The sequence below is a fragment of the Streptomyces hoynatensis genome (assembly GCF_003626535.1).
In the GTDB taxonomy this organism is placed as follows: Bacteria; Actinomycetota; Actinomycetes; order Streptomycetales; family Streptomycetaceae; genus Streptomyces; species Streptomyces hoynatensis.
This window is the reverse complement of sequence record NZ_RBAL01000002.1, coordinates 54,476-74,989: the sequence shown is the minus strand read 5'-3', so window position 1 is coordinate 74,989 and position 20,514 is coordinate 54,476. Positions and strand designations below refer to the sequence as shown.

The 20,514-nt window shown below is 76.9% G+C and carries 18 protein-coding genes; 8 read left to right on the top strand and 10 right to left on the bottom strand.

The window, feature by feature from the left end; genetic code table 11:
• The first annotated feature begins 24 nt into the window (after positions 1-24).
• Entirely contained in the window at positions 25-993 is a 969-nt protein-coding gene (locus D7294_RS32825) for a hypothetical protein (RefSeq protein WP_241562078.1), read from the top strand.
• Positions 994-1,195: 202 nt separating this feature from the next.
• Here D7294_RS32825 and D7294_RS03785 read toward each other — a convergent pair whose 3' ends face one another.
• Together D7294_RS03785 and D7294_RS03780 are read right to left on the bottom strand one after the other, a co-directional pair.
• Positions 1,196-2,272 (bottom strand): YncE family protein, encoded by a 1,077-nt coding sequence (locus D7294_RS03785; RefSeq protein WP_422070651.1) that lies wholly within the window; start codon positions 2,270-2,272, stop codon positions 1,196-1,198.
• Between the two features lie 366 nt (positions 2,273-2,638).
• Positions 2,639-3,772, bottom strand: coding sequence for a hypothetical protein (locus D7294_RS03780; RefSeq protein ID WP_194117725.1), 1,134 nt, complete (start codon positions 3,770-3,772; stop codon positions 2,639-2,641).
• 170 nt (positions 3,773-3,942) lie between these two features.
• Here D7294_RS03780 and D7294_RS32820 point away from each other — a divergent pair, with 170 nt between their 5' ends.
• From D7294_RS32820 to D7294_RS03760, 5 genes are all read left to right on the top strand, one after another.
• Complete coding sequence (locus D7294_RS32820; RefSeq protein WP_241562077.1) at positions 3,943-4,098, top strand: hypothetical protein; 156 nt, start codon at positions 3,943-3,945, stop codon at positions 4,096-4,098.
• Positions 4,099-4,107: 9 nt separating this feature from the next.
• Positions 4,108-4,611, top strand: a complete 504-nt coding sequence (locus tag D7294_RS32815; RefSeq protein WP_277751069.1) for a CPBP family intramembrane glutamic endopeptidase — start codon at positions 4,108-4,110, stop codon at positions 4,609-4,611.
• 231 nt (positions 4,612-4,842) lie between these two features.
• Positions 4,843-6,156 (top strand): pectate lyase family protein, encoded by a 1,314-nt coding sequence (locus D7294_RS03770; RefSeq protein ID WP_479681725.1) that lies wholly within the window; start codon positions 4,843-4,845, stop codon positions 6,154-6,156.
• Positions 6,157-6,230: 74 nt separating this feature from the next.
• Positions 6,231-7,100 carry a rhamnogalacturonan acetylesterase gene (locus D7294_RS03765; protein ID WP_120675474.1) on the top strand — a complete coding sequence of 290 codons (870 nt, stop codon included), beginning with the start codon at positions 6,231-6,233 and terminating at the stop codon, positions 7,098-7,100.
• A gap of 223 nt (positions 7,101-7,323) precedes the next feature.
• Positions 7,324-8,433, top strand: coding sequence for a mandelate racemase/muconate lactonizing enzyme family protein (locus D7294_RS03760; RefSeq protein WP_206619457.1), 1,110 nt, complete (start codon positions 7,324-7,326; stop codon positions 8,431-8,433).
• Between the two features lie 50 nt (positions 8,434-8,483).
• On the opposite strand, the gene D7294_RS03755 is transcribed toward D7294_RS03760, so the two are convergent.
• The 3 genes from D7294_RS03755 to D7294_RS03745 form a co-directional block, all read right to left on the bottom strand.
• On the bottom strand, positions 8,484-8,993 hold the full coding sequence (locus D7294_RS03755; protein ID WP_120675472.1) for a DinB family protein: 510 nt from the start codon (positions 8,991-8,993) through the stop codon (positions 8,484-8,486).
• A 167-nt stretch (positions 8,994-9,160) separates the two neighbouring features.
• The gene (locus D7294_RS03750) at positions 9,161-9,580 is read right to left on the bottom strand and encodes a lasso peptide biosynthesis B2 protein (protein WP_120675470.1); all 420 of its coding nucleotides are present in this window, start codon (positions 9,578-9,580) and stop codon (positions 9,161-9,163) included.
• A 516-nt stretch (positions 9,581-10,096) separates the two neighbouring features.
• Positions 10,097-11,800: a glucuronyl esterase domain-containing protein gene (locus D7294_RS03745; RefSeq protein ID WP_120675468.1), complete on the bottom strand. Its 1,704-nt coding sequence runs from the start codon at positions 11,798-11,800 to the stop codon at positions 10,097-10,099.
• 779 nt (positions 11,801-12,579) lie between these two features.
• Between D7294_RS03745 and D7294_RS03735 the strand changes: the two genes are divergently transcribed.
• Entirely contained in the window at positions 12,580-13,173 is a 594-nt protein-coding gene (locus D7294_RS03735; protein WP_120675464.1) for a hypothetical protein, read from the top strand.
• A complete protein-coding gene (locus tag D7294_RS03730; RefSeq protein ID WP_120675462.1) occupies positions 13,170-14,390 on the top strand; it encodes an FAD-dependent monooxygenase in 1,221 nt (406 codons plus the stop codon). Before D7294_RS03735 ends, D7294_RS03730 begins: the two co-directional genes overlap by 4 nt.
• Before the next feature lie 189 nt (positions 14,391-14,579).
• On the opposite strand, the gene D7294_RS03725 is transcribed toward D7294_RS03730, so the two are convergent.
• The 5 genes from D7294_RS03725 to D7294_RS03705 all read right to left on the bottom strand — a co-directional run bounded on the left by D7294_RS03725 (position 14,580) and on the right by D7294_RS03705 (position 20,439).
• A complete protein-coding gene (locus D7294_RS03725; protein WP_120675460.1) occupies positions 14,580-16,355 on the bottom strand; it encodes an ABC transporter permease in 1,776 nt (591 codons plus the stop codon).
• Positions 16,356-16,357: 2 nt separating this feature from the next.
• The gene (locus tag D7294_RS03720; protein WP_174248260.1) at positions 16,358-17,311 is read right to left on the bottom strand and encodes an ABC transporter ATP-binding protein; all 954 of its coding nucleotides are present in this window, start codon (positions 17,309-17,311) and stop codon (positions 16,358-16,360) included.
• The gene (locus D7294_RS03715) at positions 17,308-17,850 is read right to left on the bottom strand and encodes a PadR family transcriptional regulator (protein ID WP_120675458.1); all 543 of its coding nucleotides are present in this window, start codon (positions 17,848-17,850) and stop codon (positions 17,308-17,310) included. The genes D7294_RS03720 and D7294_RS03715 overlap by 4 nt, the downstream gene beginning before the upstream one ends.
• 190 nt (positions 17,851-18,040) lie before the next feature.
• Positions 18,041-19,021: an RNA polymerase subunit sigma-70 gene (locus D7294_RS03710; protein ID WP_120675456.1), complete on the bottom strand. Its 981-nt coding sequence runs from the start codon at positions 19,019-19,021 to the stop codon at positions 18,041-18,043.
• A complete protein-coding gene (locus D7294_RS03705; protein WP_120675454.1) occupies positions 19,018-20,439 on the bottom strand; it encodes a DHA2 family efflux MFS transporter permease subunit in 1,422 nt (473 codons plus the stop codon). The genes D7294_RS03710 and D7294_RS03705 overlap by 4 nt, the downstream gene beginning before the upstream one ends.
• Positions 20,440-20,514 lie beyond the last annotated feature (75 nt).

The window sequence follows — 20,514 nt, the reverse complement described above, 5'->3', positions numbered from 1 at the left end:
GGACGGGAAGGGGAGGGCGGGCCGATGAGCCGCAACGGGGTGCGGGACGCCGGGGGCCGAGTCTGGCGGCCACGCGCCCGCCGCACGGGCACGGGGGCGGGCGCCGACGCGGGCACGGGGGCGGGCGCGGGCACGGGGGCGGGCGCGAACGCGGGCGTGAGCACGGACGCGAGCGCCGGTTCGGGCGCCGGGAGGCCGGGGGGCACCCTGGCGCTCGGCCTCCGCGCGCTCCCCGGCGCGGGCCCGGGCGCCGAGGCTCCGGGGCGGGCCGCCGCGGCGCCCCGGCGCCGGGGGCGCGGCCGCCGCGCGGCGGAGCGGGTGTCCTGGCGGGCCGCCCGCTGGGAGGATCGGGCCTCCTCGGCGGCCTGCCCCCTGCGGTTCGCCGCCGCCGGTATCCACCTGGGCACCGACCGGGCGGGGCAGGCCCTCGCCCTGCCGGGACCGGGGCCGGGGGGCGCCAGGGTCGGCGTGCTGGGGGACACCCTCTTCGGCCGCCTGTTCGCGCTGCGGCTGCTGGCCGTCGGCGCCGCCGTGACCGCCGCCACCCGTGCCCCGGCCGCGTGGCAGGGCCTGCGGGCCGTGGCCGGCGAGCGGCTGCGGGTGACCGGCGGCCACGGGGACTGGCCCCCGCTTCCGGCGGCGCCGCCCGGCCCGGGTGGCGCCCCGCAGGCGCTGGTCAGCGAGCTGCCCCGGCCGCCCGCCGCCGCCCTGGCCGCGGGCCCCTGGCGCACGGTGGTGCACGTGAGCACCGCCCCGCCGCGTTCCCCGTTCTGGACCGAGCCGGACGCGGTCGTCGTCCTGGACGCCCAACTCGCCGCCGCGGCGGGCCGCCTGCTCGGCGCGGAGGCGGCCAGGGCCACCGGCGCCCTCGCGCCGGGCGAGATCCTGCTGATCCGCGGCGGCGCGGGGTACGTGCTGCGGCCGGACATCGCCCCCGCCGAGAACGCCGTCCTCACCCCGGGACTCGCCCCCACCCGCCCCCGCCCGGCCTGAGGCCGGCGCCCCGCACGCCGGGCGCGCCCGCGCAAACGACCGGGCGCGCCTCACGCCCCCCGCGCCAACGACCGGGCGCGCCCCGAGGGAGCGGCGCGTTCCTCCCGGGCGGCCCGGCGGGCCGGCCCGAACGGCCCGGCGGGCCAGGCCGGTGGGGAGGGGCCCGCCGGGTCCGGCGGCGCGGTCCGCGCCGCGGGGCCGGTCAGCGACCGAGGCGGATGCGGTGCAGCAGGTCGTCGGCGGCACCGGCCCCCGACTTGTCCACCACGTACGCCGCGCCGCCCGCCGTCTCCACGTGGTTCGGGTTGGCGCCGGTGGCGATGCGCTCGACGACCTCGCCGCGGCGCGGGTCGACCACCGCGACCTCGGCGTCGGTGCGATCGGCGACGAGCACCAGGCCGGTGCCGGGGTCCACACCCACCGAGAGCGGGCCCGCGCCGGTGGCCACGGTGCCGGTGACCGTGCCGCTGCGCAGGTCGACGGCGGAGACGGTGCCCGCGGTCTGGTTCGCGGTGTAGGCGGTGCGGCCGTCGCGGGACAGGGCGATCGAGAGGGGCCCCTCGCCTGCCGGGATCAGGCGGGGAGCGCCGTCCTCCCCCACGTGGGCCGCGATGATGCGGTCGTTGTTGAGGTCGGCGGCGTAGACGGTGCCGCTGCGCTCGTCGACGGCCAGCCCGGTGGGACCGGCGCCCTCGACGGTGACGCGGTCCTTCTCCTCGAAGGTGCGGCTGTCGAACGCCACCAGCGTCCCGTCGGAGAAGCCGCTGGCCCACACGGTGTCGTGGCGCTCGTCCACGACGACCTCCCGCGCGTGCGCGACGCCGGGCAGGGTGGCCAGGTGCGCGCCGGTCCGCTGGCTGTAGACGGCGACGCTGTTGTCGCGGGTGTTGGTCGTCCAGACGGTGTCGTGCTCGTCGTCCACGGCGACGCCGTAGACGGCCTCGACGGCCCCGGTCTCCGCGTCGGTGACCGGCGGGACGATCGTCTGCTCGATCTCCAGCGTGCGGGGGTCCACCCTCAGCAGCGCGGACTGGGTGACGGGGGGCCTGCCGACGGCCGAGGTCACCCACAGGGCGTCGTTCCGCTCGGAGTAGGCGGACTGGTAGAGGCCGGGGACCAGGGGGGCCGAGGTCGTTTCGGTGCCGTGGTCGGTTCCGGCACGGTGCCCGGCGGGGGCGGCGGTCGCCGCGTCCGAGGCGGCGAGCAGGCCACCGGCGGCCAGGAGCAGGGCGCAGGGCAGGGCGGCGGCGCGGCGGATCAGGGAGGGCATGGGCGTCAATCTCCTTTGCGGCACGGCTCGATGGACGAGACGAACGAGCAGAGGTTAGCTTAGCCTTACCTAACTTCAAGCGCGATGGAGGTGTGCCGGGGATGGCATCGGGAGGCCGGCCACCGGAACGCGGGCAGCCGGGCGCACGGGCGCGGCGGCCCCGCTTGCCTTCCCCCGCCTGCCGTCCCACAGGAACGCGATCCCCGCCCCGCCCCCGCCGCCCGATCTCGCCGACGCGCCGCCGCCCGAGGGACCGCCCCGCGGCACAGGCCCCCGCCGTCGTGCGGCAGCTCCCGCCGCACGCGCAACCCCGCCGCGCCACGCCCCGCAGGCAACGCACGCCGCACGTGCCCGGGCCGCCAACGGCCCTGGCCGCTACCCGGCCGCTCCCCGCGGCCCCCGCGCCCCGCCCCGGCCGGGGCCCGCGGCGCCCGGCGCGGCGGCGGCCGTCAGCGCGCCGAGGAGCAGCGGCGCGTCGCGGCGGCGGCAGACGACGCGCACCGGCCGTTCGCCGTCGCCACATTCGAGGACGATGGCGTCGAACCGGTAGGTGCCGGCCCAGGATGCGGGGTCGCCCGGCTCAAGTGCCCGCGCCCGCCGCACGGTCAGCGTCCCGGGCAGCGGCCTGGCGGCGAAGCCGCCCTGCGGGTCGGGCGTCGCCGCCACCGGCCCGTCCCCCACCACGAGGTAGCCGTAGCCGTCGACGCTGTAGGGCACCTCCCCGTACACCGTCGCCGGCACGTTCCGCCGCTCCGTGGGCGTCACCGGGACGAGGCCGCCGACGTCGGCGGCGGCCCGCGTGCGCCGCCGCAGCCACCACCCGGCCGCCAGACCCACCGCGACCGCAAACGGCACGGCCGCCGCCATGACCACGCACGCCTGCCCGACGTCCGCGCTGCCCATGCCCGCGGGAACGCCGACGCAGCTCTCCACGGCGCCCGCCGCGCTCCCCACCGTCACCCACCGGGCGTCGGCCGGCCCCGGCGGCCCGTGGCGCCGCCGGTACCAGGACCAGCCCGCGAGCCCGCACACCAGCAGCCCGAACGGCAGCAGGCCGAGGCCGATGCCCAGCGGCAGCCGCCAGTCGTCGGAGGGCGCGGCGGCGGTCTCCTGCACGGCCTCGCCGAACCGCACCGCGCGGACCTCGCCCCGCCAGCGGGTCAGCGTCACCTCGTCGCCGGGGCGCACGGCGTCGTACACCACGTTGTCCCCGGTCATCCGGACGCGCCGCACGGTGTCCGTGCCGGGCTCGGTGAACAGCAGCCAATACCGGACGGACTTGCCGTGCGGGTCGTCCTCCGTGCCCGCAACCGTCGCCGGGGAGGTGCCGAGGCACTCCGCGGAGGGCGCCGCGGCGGGGCAGGGGGCGGCGCTCGCGTACGCGTCCCGGTCGGCCAGCCTGCCCGGCAGCAGCGCGAACGCCCAGGCCGCGGCCAGCAGGAGGAGCAGGCCAAGTCCCGCGCCCCACCACGGGCTCGGCGACCCCGGCCTCCCCGCCGTGTCCGCCATTCCCCTCGCCCCTTCCCGCCGCCATCCCGGGCCCCGCGGCCCCGGCCGAGCGCGTCCCGGCGCCCCGGGTCGCGTTCGTTCACATTTTGCCCCCGCGCCGTTCATCCGATCCTCCCGGTGGCCCCCTCCCCCGCTCCTCCCCTTCTCCCGGTGGCCGGGGGTGGAGAACGGTGCACGGCCTGGCGCTGCCGGCCTGCGCCCCGCTGATCATCGCGGCGTCCGCGGGCGCGTACGCCCTCCTGGAGGGCGACGCCCACCTCACCCGTCCCGGCACACTCGACCACCCCCTCGCGCTGATCGCCCCGGCCCGGCTGGCCGGCGCCTGAGCCGAGGAGATCGGCTGGCGCTGCTTCCTGCAGCCGCTGCTGCGCGGCCGGTTCGGCACGCTCGCCGCCTCGGCAACGGTCGGTCTGCCGTGGGGCCTGTGGCACATCGGGGTCCTCGCCGAGACGCCAGCGTACGCGGCGGGCTTCCTCCTGGCGACGGTGTCCATGTCGCTCGTGCTCGGCGTGCCCCTCGACACGGCGGGGCCCTGGCGGCTGCCGCTGGCGGGAGGCTTCCACGCCCTGGTGAACCTCGGCATGTTGCTCTGCATGGACGAGGAGACGGGCGCCGCCCTGCCGATGGTGCTCTTCGGCACGGCCTGCCTGGCGGTCGCCCTGCCCTGGGGCTGCCCGGGCAGGGCATCGGGCGGGAAAAGGGGTCGCCTAGGATGCGGACGGCCCCGCAACCTCCCCGGCACCCCGGGCGACCAACCACCGCGTTCTCGCCGTCCTGGCCCACCTCAAGAGCTGAGGCTCGCTCCGCCGCCCCTCGGCCGGGACCGCACGGGGCATTGACGGAACGCCCGGCCGCCCCTACCTTCAACCGCGCTTCATACGTCATACGATCGCGCCGCCGAGGGCCCGGCCGCACGGCCGTCCGACGCGCGCCCCCGCAACCGCCCCACGCCGCACCACCCGCACCACCCGCACCACCCCCGGACCCGCCCCCGCACCACCTCCGCGCCGCCCTCCGCCCAACCCCCGCACCACCTCGCATCGGCCTCCCCCAACCCCCGAGGACAGGTGATGACAGCACACCCGCATAGCAAGCGCTTTCTCGCTCGGTTTTGCGCCCGCCTGACCGCCCTGTTCGCCGCCCTGGCGACGCTCCTCGGCGCCGCCTCCCTCGCCACCGCCCAGGCCGCCGCGCCGCACGGCCCGGCCGAACCCGCCGCGGGCGGCGCCGCGTTCGCCCCCTCCGGCTCCCTCGATCCGCCGGGGGCGCCCGGGTCGTCCGGGCCGTTGGAATCGTCCGGGCCGCTCGGGTCGTCCGGGCCCGGCCTTGCCTCCGGCGGCTGGTCCGGCACCCCGCACGGCTTCGCCTCGCTCGCGGGCGGCACCACCGGGGGCGCGGGCGGCCCCGTGGTCACCGTCACCGACCAGGCCGCGCTCGCCAGGTACGCGGCGGCCCCCGGCCCCTACGTCATCCGCGTCCAGGGCAGCGTCGCCGTCGAACCGTTCGGCTCCGAGATCGCGGTGGCCTCCGACAAGACCCTCATCGGCGTGGGCACCTCGGGCGAGATCGTCCACGGCGAGCTGCACCTCGCCCCCGGCACGCACAACGTCGTCATCCGCAACCTGACGATCCGCGACTCCTACGTCGAGGGCGACTGGGACGGCAAGACCCAGGACTTCGACGGCATCCAGCTGGACACCGCCGACCACGTGTGGATCGACCACAACCGGCTGACCCACATGGGCGACGGGCTCCTCGACATCCGCAAGGACAGCCAGTACCTCACCGTCTCCTACAACCGCTTCGACACCCACAACAAGGCGCTGGGCATCGGCTGGACCGACAACGTGGTCACGCAGATCACCATGGACCACAACTGGTTCACCGGCACCAAGCAGCGCAACCCCTCGGCCGACAACTGCGCCTACGCGCACCTGTACAACAACTACCTCTCGGCCCAGGTCGCGGACGGCGACCCGGTGTGGACGTACGGCAACTGGGCCCGCGGCCACACCAGGATGGTCATCGAGAACAGCTACTACGAGGACGTCCAGCACCCCTACCAGGCCGACGAGACGGCGGAGTTGGTGCAGCGCGGCTCGATCCTGCGGAACACGACGGGCCGCACCGACGCCCGGGGCGCCGCCTTCGATCCGCGGGACTTCTACGCCTACCGGCTGGACCCGGCCGCGGCCGTGCCCGCGCTGGTGACCCGGTTCTCCGGGCCGCAGCCCACCCTGGGCCTGCCGTGGCACGCCGGCCGGCCCACGCACCGGGCGGGCGCCCCGGCCCCCGAGACGGCGGTGGCCACCGCCCAGCCCGAGGCCGTCCCCTCCCGCGCGGCGGCGCGCCGCGCCCCCCGCGCACGCGCCCGGCGGAACTGACCCCGCCCGGCGCACCCCTCCGCGCCCCGCTTCCGCCCGTCCCCACCCCCGTCCCCACCCGGAGGCACCACCCCATGACCGCCGCCCCCGACGCCGCCGGCACCCCCGCCTCTCCCGCCCCTTCCGGCCCCCGCGCCCCCGCCTTACCGGGCCGCCGCCTCCTGCTCGCGGCCCTGGCCGGCCTGCCGCTCGGCCTGGCCGCGGCGCCCGCAGCCCTGGCCCACGACCGAGAGGAGACCGCCCCGGTGCCCCGCACCCTCTACCTCGCCGGCGACTCGACCGCCGCCCGGAAGTACGCCGACGCCGCCCCCGAGACCGGCTGGGGCATGGCGTTGCCCTTCTTCCTCGGCCCTCGCCTGACCGTGGACAACCGGGCGCTGAACGGCCGCAGTTCGAAGAGCTTCGCCGACGAGGGCCACCTCGCGGAGATCGGGGCGTCGATCGGCCGCGGCGACCTGCTCCTCGTCCAGTTCGCCCACAACGACGAGAAGAGCGAGGACCCCACCCGCTACACCGAGCCGTGGAGCACCTACCAGGACTACCTGCGCCGGTACGTGGCCGGGGCGCGGGAGCGCGGGGCGGTGCCGGTGCTCGCGACCCCGGTGGAACGCCGCAGGTTCGACGCCGAGGGCAACGCCCAGCCGACCCACGGCGAGTACCCGGCGGCGATGCGTGCCCTGGCGGCGGCGGAGGGGGTGCCGCTGCTCGACATCCAGGCGCTCTCGCTCGACCTGTGGCAGAAACTCGGGGCCGAGGCGACGAAGCGCTACTTCAACTGGACGGACACCGAGGAGGACAACACCCACTTCAACCCGCCGGGCGCGATCGAGGTGGCCCGCCTGGTCGCCCGGCAGCTCCTGGCGCAGGGGGTCCTCGGCAACCGGGACACCAGGCGGCTCGACGAGGAGATCCCCGAGTCCTGGATCACCTGGCCGGCCTCCTGACCCACGGGCACGCCGACCGCCGCCGCCCCCGCCCCCGGGGAGGCGGCGCGGGCGGCGGAGAGGGCGGCACCGCGCGCAGGCGGCACCGTGTGGAGGCGCGGCGACCGGCGTCTTGACCGGGCGGAGGGGCGTTGTCACACTCGCACCGACCGACTCATGAATCGATTCACGAACCGCCGGCCGCCCCGCGCCACGGGCCCGGCCCGCCGAGGAAGGGGCTCGCGTGTCCCCCACCACCACGGCCTCCCGCGCCGGTTCGCCGGTCGTCGCCGGGCTGAGTGCGCGCCCGGTGCGGGTGCCGCTCACCCGGCCGTGGGGCCCGGACGTTCCCGAGGTCCACGTGATCGCGACCACCGTGACCCTCTCGGACGGCACCGAGGGACACGGCCTGTCCTGGACGCCGAGCATCGGGGCGCGGGCCGTGCTCGCGCTGCTCGAACACGACATCGCCGGGGCCGCCGCCGGCCGGCCGGCCGACCCGCGGGCGGTCTGGCGGCCCCTGTGGGAGCACCTGCACGAGGCGGGCGGCGGCGGCCTGACCACCATCGCGCTCGCCGGCCTGGACCTGGCCCTCTGGGACGCCGCAGCCCGCCGCGCCGGCCGCTCGCTCACCGGGCTGCTCGGGGCCCGGCGGAAGAGCGCCGAGGTCTACGGCAGCGGGGTCAACCTGCACTACTCCCTCGACGAGTTGCGGGAGCAGGCGCGGCGGTGGGTGGCGGCGGGCTGCCGCGCCGTGAAGGTGAAGGTGGGCAAGCCGGAGCCGGCCGAGGACGTGGAACGGGTGGCCGCCGTACGCGAGATCATCGGGCCCGCGCGCCGGCTGATGATCGACGCGAACCAGCGCTGGGACCTGGAACGCGCCCTCGCGGCCGCGTCCGCGCTGTCCGCCTTCGCGCCGGCCTGGCTGGAGGAACCGCTGCGGGCCGAGGACCTGGCGGGCCACGCGGAACTCGCCCGGCGCTGCGACATCCCGCTGGCCGTGGGCGAGAACCTGCACACCGAGTACCGCTTCGCCGAGTACCTGCGGGCGGGCGCGGCCCGCGTCGTCCAGCCGAACGTCGTACGGGTCGGCGGGATCACGCCGTTCCTGCGCATCGCCGGGCTCGCCCGCGAGCACGGCGCCGCCTTGCACCCGCACCTGCTGCCCGAACTCTCCGGGCAGCTGGCGCTCGCGCTGGAGGCCGACGCGCTGGTGGAGGACGTGGAGGACGCGCGGTTCGCCGACCTCGGCGTCCTGGCCGGGCCGTCCCCGGTACGCATCGAGCGGGGCCGCCTGTTCGAGGCCGACCACCTCGGCCTCGGCCTCCGCTTCGCCGAACCCCCCACCGGCTGATCGCGGCGCCCGGACGGCGGCTCCGGCGGGCTCGAACGGGCTCAGCGGGCTCAGGCGCCCACGGTGCCGTCGATGCCCTCGCGCAGGAAATCCGCGTGCCCGTTGTGGCGGCCGTACTCCAGAAGCACGTGCACCATCACCATCCGCAGCGACACCTCCTCGCCCCACCGCGGCTGGTACCCGGTCCGGTCCAGGGACTCCGCCGCCCGCTCGATGCGCCGCGAGTGCTCCACCTCGGCCTCCCAGGCCGCGAACGCCTCCGCCCTGGTCGACGCGCCGACCTCGTACGCGGCCTGGAAGTCGACCTCGTCGGACCAGACCAAGGGCGCGTCGTTGTCCTCGAACACCCGGCGGAACCAGGCGCGTTCCACCTCTGCCATGTGCCGGACCAGGCCGAGCAGCGTCAGCGTGGAGGGGGGCATGGACCGCCGCCGCAGCTCCTCGTCGGTCAGGCCCTCGCACTTCATGGCGAGGGTCGCGCGGTGGTAGTCGAGGAAGGCCCGCAGCGTGTCGCGTTCGGTGCCGCGGCTGGGCGGCCCCGTGCGGTGGTCTTCGGTCACGAGCCGTCCTCCTCCTCTGCCTCCGGCCAAAGGCCAGTATCTCTTGCCGCCTCATCTCACCCGACGGGGCCGAGCCGCCGGGGCGGCCGGCGCCGCGGGGAGCCACGCCCGGGCATCGGCACGGCCCGTCGGTCCTCGGGCCGCAACCGCCCGCCGGAGCCGGGCAGTCAGACGGCGGGTGGGGGCGGGACGGTGATGAGGGGGCGGTAGGTGATGGTGTCCTCGGGCTCGCCGACGGGTCTCTCCTCGGCCTCGATCCAGGCGTGCGCGGCGAAGGGGGGCATGCGGACGCCGGTGCGCCAGGTGGGCCAGCTGCCGCGCAGCCGACACAACAGGGCGGCGGCGAGGGAGCGTTGCAGGCAGTAGTTGCCCGCACAGCGGACCGAGGTGGCGGTGACGTCCTGCCGGGCGGCCAGGGCCTGCGCGTACGTGGCGGCGGTGGCGCCGCGCCGCAGGAGGCACAGCAGGGCGCGGATGCGGCGCGGGGGCAGGTGGGCGATCAGGCAGGCGGCGGCGACGGCGGCGCGGGCGGCGAGGCGGCGGCGCAGCGGGGGCCGGGGGCCGCCGGCGTCGAGGATCTGGCTCATCGGCCCCGGTCCTTCCCGGCCGGGCGCCCGGTGGCCGCGGCGCGCGGCCGTCGCGGCCCGGCTCTCCCCGACCCCCCGCCCGGCGGGTGCCGTTCCGCCCGGGACCTCAGGGGCGGCTCGCGCCCGGGATCACGCCCCCCGGGCTCGCGTCCCTCCGGACCGCTCCCCTTCCGACCGCGCCCCTCCACCAGTCCGGTGGCCCCAGGGCCGCGGCCCCCCGGATCACGCCCCCCGGGCTCGCGGCGCGTGCCCGGCTGCCTCTCGCCCCCGGCTGCTTGCTGCTTCATTCCGACCGTCCTTCGCGATTCGCCTGCTGGCTTCCTGCTCACCCGGAAGACCACGCTTCGCCTCGGACGGGATGCCCGGGGACCACGGCCGGATGCCGAAAACCACCCGGTGGGGTGAATCCGCGCGCCACCGGGAACCCCCGGGCGCCCGGCTCCTGTCCCGGCTCCCGCCCCGGCGGCCGGTCGGCGCCGGGGCGGGGACCGTCCGGACGCGGACGGCGGGAGGGAATCAGGTGGCGGTACAGGTCAGGTCGCCCGGCGCGGTGGTGGGGCTGCCGCCGACGACGAACCCGAAGCTGACGCTGCCGCCGGCCGCGACCGTGCCGTTCCAGGCGGTGTTTCGGACCGTGACGGCCCCGCCCGTTCCGGTGTTCACCCCGTTCCAGAGGTTGGTGAGGGACTGCCAGGAGGCCAGGGTCATGCCGACGGTCCAGCTGCGCAGCGCGCTGGTGCCGTTGTTGCGTACCGACACCTCGCCCTGATAGCCGCCGGACCAGCTGCTGACCGTCCGGAAACTGGCGGTGCAGGCGCCCTCGTTGCCCTCGCCCCCGCTGTCGCCGCCGCTGTCGCCCTCCCCGCCTCCGACGGCGCCCTCGTCGCCGCCGTCGTCACCTTCCTCGCCGCCGTCGTCACCTTCCTCGCCGCCGGTGCCGCCGGCCGTGCCGCCGTCGTCGGTCAGCGTCGGCGTCTGCCAGTCGCGCCACTGGGAGAGGTTGCCTGCCTTGGCGGAGGAGATCCGGAAGACGCCGGGCGGGTTGCCCGTCCCCAGCAGGAACGTCTGGATGCTCTGCTGGAGGGGCGCGCGCCACTCCGACCTGGAGGCGCAGTGGGTTCCGTCCTGGACGTCGGACCAGTAGGAGATGTTGGAGGGCACCCCCAGCGCCTTGTAGACCTCGGCGCCGCCGAGCGCGGCCACGCTCCCCGACCTGGCGCCCAGCCAGTCGACGTGCGGGTTCTCCATCATGAACAGCCCGCGTGGCGCGATCATGGCCACCATCTCGTGCGTGTCCACCGGCAGCCCGGCCGGGTTGCCCGTGTACGAGCCGAACGCGTCGCCCAGCCAGGGCTGTTCGCTGTAGGCGCTGCTCAGGGGCTGGGAGCCGCTCTCCCCGGGAACCCCGCGGAAGATCGGGGCGCCGCCGGTGCCCGACTCGATCGGCATGGTGAGGGCGATGCGCTGGTCGAAGGCGCCCGCCACGAAGGCGCCCTTGCCGAACCGCGAACAGCCCGTGACGCCGGTGGCGTTCGCCCGCAGGATGCTGCCGTCCGACTGCTCGATGACGTCGATGATCCGGCTCACGCCCCAGGCCCAGGCCATGAGCAGGCCGGTGCTGCTCGAGGAGCCGTAGATGCTGTAGTAGGCGCCCTGCTTGCTGGTCCGCGGGGTGCCCTCCGCCCCGACCGCGTAGGGGTCGTAGCTGATGACCGCCGCGCCCGCGGCCTTGATGGCGGCCGTGTCGGCGCCGAACCCGCCGTAGACGATGACGGCCGGGAAGGGTCCGGTGCCGCTGGGCAGGTCGACCGTCGCGGAGAAGGTGGCGCTGCGGCCCTGGTCCGACACGTTGACGGTGATGCCGGTCCTGGAGACCGTGCCCGTGACGCTCTGCGGCGCGCTGTGCTTCTCGCCGTAGACGTACCTCTCGGCGAGTTCCCTGATCTCCGCCCGCCGGCACCGCCAGTCGGAACGCGAGGTGATGCGGGTGCCGTCGATCCTGGTGAAGGGGTCGGGCAGCAGGGAGCTGGACGGCGTGGAGCCCGGGAGCTGCACGTTGCAGTCGGCGCCGTCGTCCTCGTCGGCGAACGGGGTGGCCGCGGCCGTCCTGAGGCTGCCTGCGGCGCCCGCCTCGGGCACGAGGCTCGCGAAGGCCAGGCTCGCCAGGGCCACGAAGATCGTGGCCAGCCACACCCGGGGGCGATATCGGTGGAAGCGCATGGGGGACCTCCTGAGGGTGGCGCGCGGCCGGCGGGCACGGCCCTGCCGAGGCGTCGGCCGGGTACCTGCCGGTGCGCGCAGGATGGTGGGAAACAGGCCGGTTCGGCTGGCGGAGGTGGGCGCCGCGGGCGTGGTGGCGGGCGGGGAGGATGCACGGACATGCGGAACCCCGGAAGGACCGGAAGGACCGGCAGGACCGGGGAGCCCCGGGAGACCGAGGGAGACCCGGGGGGTGGTGCGGGGGGTTGCGGGGTGCCGGAGCCGGCCTGGGAGCGCCTTCAGAGTAGGAACACGCCGAGGACATGACAACACGCGTGACAGGAACCTCCTCAGGTTGTCCGTTCTCCCACCGCCGTCGGCAGACACCGGACGCGCCTTTTCCGCACAAACGGTCATGAAGCACCCGGAAGAGCGGGACGCGGTCCGCGAGGCTCCGAAACCTTTCGGACAACTCTCGGTAGTTGTGTATTTTTTTCCGGAACCCCTTCCGGAATCCGCCGGGTTCGGCGCGGCCGGTGGGCGGCCGGGAAAGGCGCCCGTCCGGCCGCCGGACGCAACCCGGCGCGAGCGGCGGCCAGTTGAGGCTCCCCGGCGGCAAACTCCCCCGATGGGGTGAAGCGGGCGGCGGGCGGCCACGGCCGCGGGGCCCGCGGGTCACGCTGGGGCCATGCCTTCGGCGCACCGCCCGAGCCCCTGCTGAACCGCCCCCCGATTTCCGCGAGGTGCCCCGGCCGGGCCGCCGCCCGGCCGGCCGGCACCGACGCAGACCGCGAGGAACCATGCTGCTGCCCCTGCCGTCCGCCGCCGCGGCGGACTTCGCCGACCGGCCCTCGGCCGTCACTGCCGCGCGCATCGCCCGATTCGCCTGTCCCGCCACCAGAATGCTGCTGAGCAGCGACGGCCTGACCAGCACGCTGCTCGCCGCCTGGCTGGGCACGACCGTGCGGGTACGCAGGGCGCACCACCGGCTGGTCCGCGCCCCCCAGGCGCCGCTCGGGGCGACGGCCCTGCTGCGCGCGGGCGAAGCCGACGAGTTCCTCGTGCGGCGCTCCGTGCTCGCGGCCGGGGACGGGCGTGACCTGTCCCGCAACGTGGTGGTCGCCAGGGCGGGCCTCCTCGGGGCCGCCGACCGCTGCCTGGCCGACCCCTCGGCGCTCCTCGGCGAGACCCTGCACGCCGCGGGCACCGGCCACCGGCGTTCCGTCCTCGACGCGGGACGCCGCCCCTGGGACGCCGCGGGCGACGCGCCGGCCGCGTACAAGACCTACGTGCTCTGGCACGGCGAGACGCCGCTGGTGGCGATCAGCGAGCTGTTCCACCCGCGGGTGGTGCCCGCGGAACTCGCCGCGCGCCCGGCCGGGGACGCCGGGTGAGCGGGGCGGGGCGCCGCGTCGAGGTGGCCGTCGCCGGGGCGGGGCCCGCGGGGCTGGTGCTGGCGAACGTCCTGCGCCGGGCCGGCATCGAGGTGGCCGTCTGGGAACGCTTCTCCGCCGCCCACCTCGAACGGCGCGCCAGGGCGGGCCTGCTGGAGCACCGGATAGCCGGCTACCTGCGCGCCCAGGGCCTCGCCACCGGCCTCGACGCGCGCGGAAGCCGGCACGGCTGGTGCGAGTTCGCCTGCCTCGGCCGGCTGGTCAGGGTCGACTACCGGGCGCTGACGGGCGGGGCGGGCCACTGGGTGTACCCGCAGCAGGAGCTGGTGGGCGACCTGCTCGCGGAGCTGGCGCGCGCGGGCGGCCCGGCGCGCCTGGAGTCCCCCGTCCTCGGCGTCGGCCGGGACGGCACGGGGCGGCCGGTGCTGCGCGTCGCGGAAGGGGGCGCGGAGCGCACGTACGGGTGCGAGTACCTCGTGGGGTGCGACGGGGCGCACGGAATCGTCGCGGAGTGCTTTCCCCCGCAGGCGCGCCGGGTGGTGCGCCGCCGTTATCCCTACGACTGGCTGACCGTCCTGGCGGAGGTGTCGCGGCCGGTCGAGGGCGTGCGCTACGCCCTGCACGAGTCCGGCTTCGCCGGGATGATGCCGCGGGCGGGCACGGTCGGCCGGCTCTACCTGCAGGTTCCGCCCGAGGACGACCCGGCGCGCTGGCCGGCGGAACGCGTCCAGGCGGAGCTGGCCGCCCGCCTGCGGCCCGCCCCCGGCGACCCGCGGGTGCTGCGGCTGCTGGAGACCGGCGTGGTTCGGCTGCACGCCCGGGTCCGCGGGCGGCTGCGGCACGGGCGGGTGTTCCTGGCCGGGGACGCGGCGCACCTGCTCACCCCCTCGGGGGCCAAGGGGCTCAACCTCGCGGTCGCCGACGCCGCCGACCTGGCCGACGCGCTGATCCGCGCCCTCCGGCGGGGCGACCCCTCCGCGCTCGACGGGTACGAGGCGCGGCGGCTGCGGGAGACCTGGCGGATGCAGGAGTTCTCCGACCGGCTGCTCGGCCTGCTGCACCTGCCGCGGGAGGCCGCGGAGCCGGCGGAGCGGGAGTTCGGGCTGCGACTGCGCCTGGCGCACCTGCGTGGCCTGGCCGAACCCGGCCCGCGCGCCGTGGACTTCGCCCGCGACTACGCCGGGGCGGGGGAGGTGCGGCTCGCCCCGCCGCCGTGACGCCCCGGCGCCGTGACGCCCCGGCGCACCGGCCGGAGCCGGGCGGCATCGGGCGGCGCCGGACGAGACCGGGCGGCACCGGACGCCCGAGCCGCACCGAACGCGCCAGGCGCGCCTGGCGCACCGGACGCCCTCCCCTCGGCAACGCGCGGGGCGGGAACCGGCCTTCGGCCCCGGCCGCGGAGGCCGTCAGACGGCGGCGGCGCCGAGCACGCGCCCGGCGGGCTCGCGGGTGTGCAGCCACGCGGGGAGCGCGGTCAGCGCCGCGACGGCGAGCAGGATGGCGCACGCCGCGGCGAGCAGCCACAGGCCGGGAGGCGTGACCTGGGTGCCGAAGAACCAGTACAGGCCGAGCCCGGTGGGGATGCCGAACGCCACCCCGGGTGCCGCGGGCAGGAGTTGCGCCACGCACAGCGCCGCGACGACCTGTCCCGGGGTGGCGCCGAGGGTGCGGGCGACGGTCAGGGAACGCCGGGCCTGCACGGCGGTGCTCCGGCCCAGGAGCACGGTGTTGAGCGTGGAGAGCGCCACCAGCACGAGGGTGACCCCGAGCAGTACCCGGCCGGTCTGGTCGGTCCGCGCCTCCATCGGGCCCGAGGTCAGGGCCGTCGGGGCGGTGCCGAGTTCGGCGTGGAAGGCGAGCAGCGCGGTGACCATGATCGTGGTGGCGGCCGTGCCGGCGGAGGCCAGGGCGGCGCGTCCCGGCCGCCTGGCGAGCAGCCGGACGCCGAGCAGCAGCGGCGTCGGCAGGTACGCCGTCGCCGCATTCAGGCGCGGGTGGTGGGTGAACGCGCGCCCCGGCTCGGCCAGGGCCTGGGCGGTGCTCGCGCGGGCGGCGCGCACGGCGGGGGCGAGCGCGCCCGTCAGGGCGACCACGGCGGCGAGGAGGACCGCGGCAAGGACGGCGCCGGAGCCCGGGGGGACCACCGGGTGGAGAAGCCCGGCGCCGGGATCGACCAGGTGGGGCGCGGCCAGCGTGCCCGCGGTCAGCCCGAGCGCGGTGGCCAGCAGGGTCAGCAGCAGGGGCTGCGCCAGCAGGACGAGGGTGACGGCGCCCGGGCCGGCGCCGGCGGCCTTGAGCCGGGCGGCGCGCCGGCTGTCGCGGGTGACGCGCACGGCGGCGAGCGCCGCGAGGGTCACGACCGCGGCGACGGCCAGCAGCCAGCCGCCGACCACCAGGGTGGGCTGAACGGCCCCGATCATGGTGCGGTCCGACCGGAGGACGCCCTGCCAGGGGTGGGTGTTGACCCAGTCCTCGCCCCTGAGCTCCGCGGTGAGGACGGCGTCGCTCCAGGAGGCCGCCGCCTCCGGGTCGGCCAGCCTCAGGTGGATCAGGTGGACGGTGGGCGCGTCGCCCGCCGCCGCGCGGGTGTCGGCGGTGGTGAGCCAGATCCGGCCGCCGCGTTCCGAGGGGCCCGGTCCCTGGGCCCAGTCGCTGTGGGGGTACACCGGGGTGGCCGCGCTGATCGCGATCCCGGCGACCTGGTAGTCGCGCCCGCCGATGGTGACGCGGTCGCCGACGCGCACCCCGAGGGCCCGGGCGAAGCCGCGTTCCACGACCGCGCCGCCGGGACGCACCCAGGTCCCCGAGGTCACCAGCGGCCGGTCCACGGCGGACGGCTCCTCCTCCCGGCCCTCGACCGAGGAGCGTGCGGACCTGCCGTGCGCGAGGACGGTGGTGTCGAACGCGAGGACCGGCCCGGTCACCTCCTCCACCCCGGGCGCGTGGGCGAGGCGTTCGGCCAGGCCGGAGGGGTCATCGGCCGTCGTGATGGCGGTGAGGTCGGGGCCTGCGGTGGCCTCGCGGGTCTTCGTGTAGGCGGTGGTCACCGCGTCGCCGACCGCCAGCCCGAGGGTCAGCGAGCCGGTGGCCACGGTGACGGCGAGCAGGAAGACGAGGGTCTCGCCGGGGCGGCGGCGCAGGTCGTGGAGGAGCAGTCGCCAGGTCAGCAGCAGGTGTCCCACGGTCAGTCCTCCCAGTGCAGCAGCGCGTCGAGCCCGAAGCCCGCGCCGTTGCCCCGCCCCGCGCCGCCGTCCACGTCCGGCATCCCGTCCACGCCGTCCGGGCCGTCCGGGCCGCCCGGGCCGTCCAGGTTGCCCGCCCCGCCCCCGTTGCCCACGCCGTCCAGGCGGGTGTCGTCGGCCGGCAGCCCGTCGCGCAGGGAGACGACGCGGTCGGCGGTGGCGGCGACGCGCTCGTCATGGGTGACCAGGACCAGGGTCTGGCCGGCGGCCCGCAGTTCGTCGAAGAGCCGGAGGATGTCGTGGGTCGCGGCGCTGTCCAGGTTTCCCGTGGGCTCGTCCGCGAGCACCACCAGCGGCTCGTTGACCAGGGCGCGGGCGATGGCGACCCGCTGCCGCTGCCCCCCGGACAGCTGAGCGGGCAGGTGCCGGGCCCGGGCGGCGAGCCCGACCCGGTCCAGGAGCGCGGCGGCGCGGCGGCGGGCGGCGGGCGGTGAGGCGCCGGCGAGCAGCGCGGGCAGCTCGACGTTCTGCGCCGCGCTCAACTCGTCCATCAGGTGGAAGTCCTGGAAGACGAAGCCCACCGCGCGGCGCCGCAGCCTCGCCAGCGCCCGTTCCCGGAGCCGGTCGATGCGCCGCCCGCCGAGCCACACCTCGCCCTCGGTGGGCCGGTCGAGGCCGCCGAGGAGTTGCAGCAGCGTCGACTTGCCGCAGCCGCTCGGGCCGGTCACGGCGAGGGTCTGCCCGGCGGGAACGTCGAGGTCCATCCCGCCGACGGCCCACACCAGGCTCTCGTCCTGCCCGAAGCTGCGCGCCAGGCCGACCGCCCGCAGCACCGGCCCCGGCGTCCCGGCCGCCCGGCGGCCCGCACCCGCGCGCGGCAGCCCTCCCGGGCCCGGCGTCCCCTCCGCGCCCCTGCGCCGCGACCGGCCCGTGGCCCGCCGCCTCTCTCCGCTCATCCGTCTCCTCCGCCTCTTCCCCGCGGCGTTCGGGCGGACCAGGTCCGCCGGCACGCCTCCAGCCAGCGCAGATCGGCCTGCAGGCGCAGGGCGATGCCCTCCAGGAGCAGTCCGGCCTCCGAGTCCGTGTCGTGGGCGAGGGCGGCGCGCTGGGCCTCGGCGAGGCTGCGGAGCAGCTCCCGCCGCCGCGCGTCCACGAGCGCGAGCGGATCGGCCAGGCCCGACTCGGCGGCGGCCACCAGCTTCAGGTGAACCGCCGTCACCTCCGCGCCGGGCCCCGGGCTTTCGGCCAGCCACGCGGCCACCCGTTCCCGTCCGGCCGCGGTCAGCGCGTACACCTTGCGCCGCGGGCCGCGCACCGGCGTCTCCTCGCGCTCGCGGACGACGAGACCGGCCTTCTCCAGCCGGGTGAGCGTCACGTAGATCTGCCCCGCGTTCAGCGTCCCGCCCAGCGGCCCGAGCGCAGCCGCCAGCCGTCTGCGCAGGTCGTACCCATGTGACGGCTCCTTGACCAGCAGCGCCAGCACCACGTCTTGCACGCCCGACCGACCCCTCCACGCACGCCCACCATACTTAACGGTTATCCATTGGGGCGTCAAACCGGCCGCCGCGCCCCGCCCGCAGTCTTCCGGGCCGGGCCGGCGCGCCACGCGCGGGCCCGGCCGCACCGGGCCGGCTCGGCAGACCGGCTCGGCGGGCCGCCGCAACGGGCGGCCGCATCGGACGGGTTCAGCGCGCGGCCCCGCGGCGGGACGCGGGCGCGGGGGCCGGGAGCTCGGCCGGCAGGCCGAAGAAGGGGAAGAGGCCGGGCCGGTGGAAGGCGAGCACCCCGGCCAGCCCCTCCCCGGTCAGCGTCAGCACCTGGAGGTAGCGCGCGCGGTAACTCCCGTCCCCCGCACGGCCGTACAGGGCGAAGGCGGGCCGCCCGTTGGCCGAGCTCTCCACCAGGAACCGCAGCCCCTCCCCCGGCCTGAGCTTGGCCGCGAGCAGCCGCATGACCTCCCGGCGCCCGCGGAACCAGGTGGGCACGGGCGGCATCTCCCAGCGCACGTCCTCGGTCAGCAGGCCCTCCAGGGCCGCCAGGTCCGCCCGTTCGAACGCCCTGGCGTACCGGTCCAGGAGCGCGCGGCGCCCGGGCTCCTCGGGCTCGCCGAACTCCTCCTCCGCGGGCGCGAGTTCGGCGAGCCGGGAGCGGGCGCGCTGGAGCGAGCTGTTGACCGCCGCGGTCGTCGTGCCGAGCAGCGCGGCCACCTCGGCGGCCGGCCAGGCCAGCACGTCCCGGAAGATCAGCACGGCCCGCTGCCGCGGCGGCAGATGCTGCAATGCGGCGATCAGCGCGAGCCGCAGGCTCTGCCTGGCCCCCACCACCAGGGCCGGGTCGCCGCCGAGCAGCCGGTCGGGGAACGGCTCCAGCCAGCCCGACTCAAGCAACGGCGCCTCAAGTGCGCCCGGATCGCCGCCCGGCGCGCCCAGCGCGGAGGGCACAAGCCGGCGGCTGCTGTGCTTGAGGGCGTTCAGGCTGAGCCGGGTGGCGATCCGGTAGAGCCAGGTCCTGACCGAGGAACGCCCCTCGAAGTCCGCGAACCCCCGCCAGGCCCGCAGGTACGTCTCCTGCACCACGTCCTCCGCGTCGTGCAGCGAGCCCAGCATCCGGTAGCAGTGCGCGATCAACTCCCCCCGGTACCGCGCGAACTCGGCCTCCAGGCTCACCGCCGCACCCCCACCCGCCCGGGGCGCGCGGCCGGGGCGCCCGAGGGCGCTGCCGCCCCGCGCCCGACGGCCAGCCCGGCGAGCGCCCCGAGCAGGGACAGCAGGGCGCAGACGGTCAGGGCCCTGCCGAATCCGGTCGTGAAGTCCCCGTATCCCCCGGCGGCGGCGAACACCGCACCCAGCACGGCCACGCCGACGGCTCCCCCGAGTTGCCTGGTCATGCCGTAGACCCCGGAGGCGATGCCGACGGCCTCGCGGGGCAGCGCCCCGACGGTCGCGCTCTGCGTCGCCGGCAGCGCCATCGAGACGCCGCACCCGGCCACGACCAGCGGCACCACGAGCTCGGCGTACCGCACCGAGCCGCCGGCGGCCTGCCCGATCCACCACATGCCGACGGCCTTCAGCCCCAAGCCCGTCACGATCAGCGGGCGTTCGCCGACCCGGTCCACAAGTCGCCCGGCCACCGGCGCCACCACGAAGAGCGTCGCGGTCCACGGCAGCAGCCGCAGCCCGGCCTCCAGGGGGCCGGCGCCGAAGGCCACCTGCAGGTACTGCGCCATGAAGAACACGGCGCCGAACAGCGCGGCGGTGAGGAAGAAGCCCGCCGCGTTGCCCGCCGAGAACGCCCGCGACCTGAAGAAGGCGGGCGGCACCATCGGCTGCGGCGCGTGGTTCTCCCAGACCCAGAACGCCGCCAGCAGCAGCCCGCCGGCCAGGAACGCGCCGAGCACCTCGGCGCTCCCCCAGCCGGCCGGCTCGCCGCGGACGACCCCCCACACCAGGCCGAGGACCGCCAGCGAGACGAGGGCGGCCCCGGCCGGGTCGAGGCGGCGGGCCGTCCCGCTGCTCTCGCCGATCCGCAGCAGCACCAGCCAGATCGCCACCGCCCCCACGGGCACGTTGATCCAGAAGATCCACTGCCAGGCGAGCCCCTCGGTCACGGCGCCGCCCACCACCGGGCCGCCCAGCACGCCGAGGCCGCTCAGGCCGCTGAAGACGCCGGTCGCCCAGCCCCGGCGCTCGGGCGGGAAGGCCGCGCCCAGCAGGCTCATCGCCAGCGGCATCACGGCCGCCGCCCCCACCCCCTGGGCGGCCCTGGCGGCGATCAGCCACTGGATGGAAGGGGCCAGCGCGCAGCCGGCCGAGGCGGCCGAGAACACCCCGAGGCCCGCCGCGAAGATCCGCCGCCTGCCCCACCGTTCGCCCAGCGCCGCCGCGATCAGCAGCAGCATCGCGAAGCTGAGGGTGTACGCGTTCACCGCCCACTCCAGCTGCTCGATCGAGGCGCCGAGCTCCTCCTTGACGGTGCCGAGCGCCGCCGCCACCACCAGCGCGTCGAGCGCCACCATCACCGCGCCGATCGAGGCCAGGCTCAGCACCCAGCGCTGTTCTGCGGTCGTCCGTTCCTTGCTGCCCACGAGAGGTCCTTCGGGAGGCGTCACTGTCACGGATACGGACAGCGGGGGGCCGCCCCATTCATCGGCGATGAGAAA

Excerpts from the sequence above, each read along its gene's own strand:
- D7294_RS03770 (WP_479681725.1), top strand. The coding sequence starts at position 4,843 with ATGACAGCACACCCGCATAGCAAGCGCTTTCTCGCTCGGTTTTGCGCC.
- D7294_RS03745 (WP_120675468.1), bottom strand. The coding sequence starts at position 11,800 with ATGCGCTTCCACCGATATCGCCCCCGGGTGTGGCTGGCCACGATCTTC.
- D7294_RS03765 (WP_120675474.1), top strand. The coding sequence starts at position 6,231 with ATGACCGCCGCCCCCGACGCCGCCGGCACCCCCGCCTCTCCCGCCCCT.
- D7294_RS03720 (WP_174248260.1), bottom strand. The coding sequence starts at position 17,311 with ATGAGCGGAGAGAGGCGGCGGGCCACGGGCCGGTCGCGGCGCAGGGGC.
- D7294_RS32825 (WP_241562078.1), top strand. The coding sequence starts at position 25 with ATGAGCCGCAACGGGGTGCGGGACGCCGGGGGCCGAGTCTGGCGGCCA.
- D7294_RS03735 (WP_120675464.1), top strand. The coding sequence starts at position 12,580 with ATGCTGCTGCCCCTGCCGTCCGCCGCCGCGGCGGACTTCGCCGACCGG.
- D7294_RS03750 (WP_120675470.1), bottom strand. The coding sequence starts at position 9,580 with ATGAGCCAGATCCTCGACGCCGGCGGCCCCCGGCCCCCGCTGCGCCGC.
- D7294_RS03780 (WP_194117725.1), bottom strand. The coding sequence starts at position 3,772 with ATGGCGGACACGGCGGGGAGGCCGGGGTCGCCGAGCCCGTGGTGGGGC.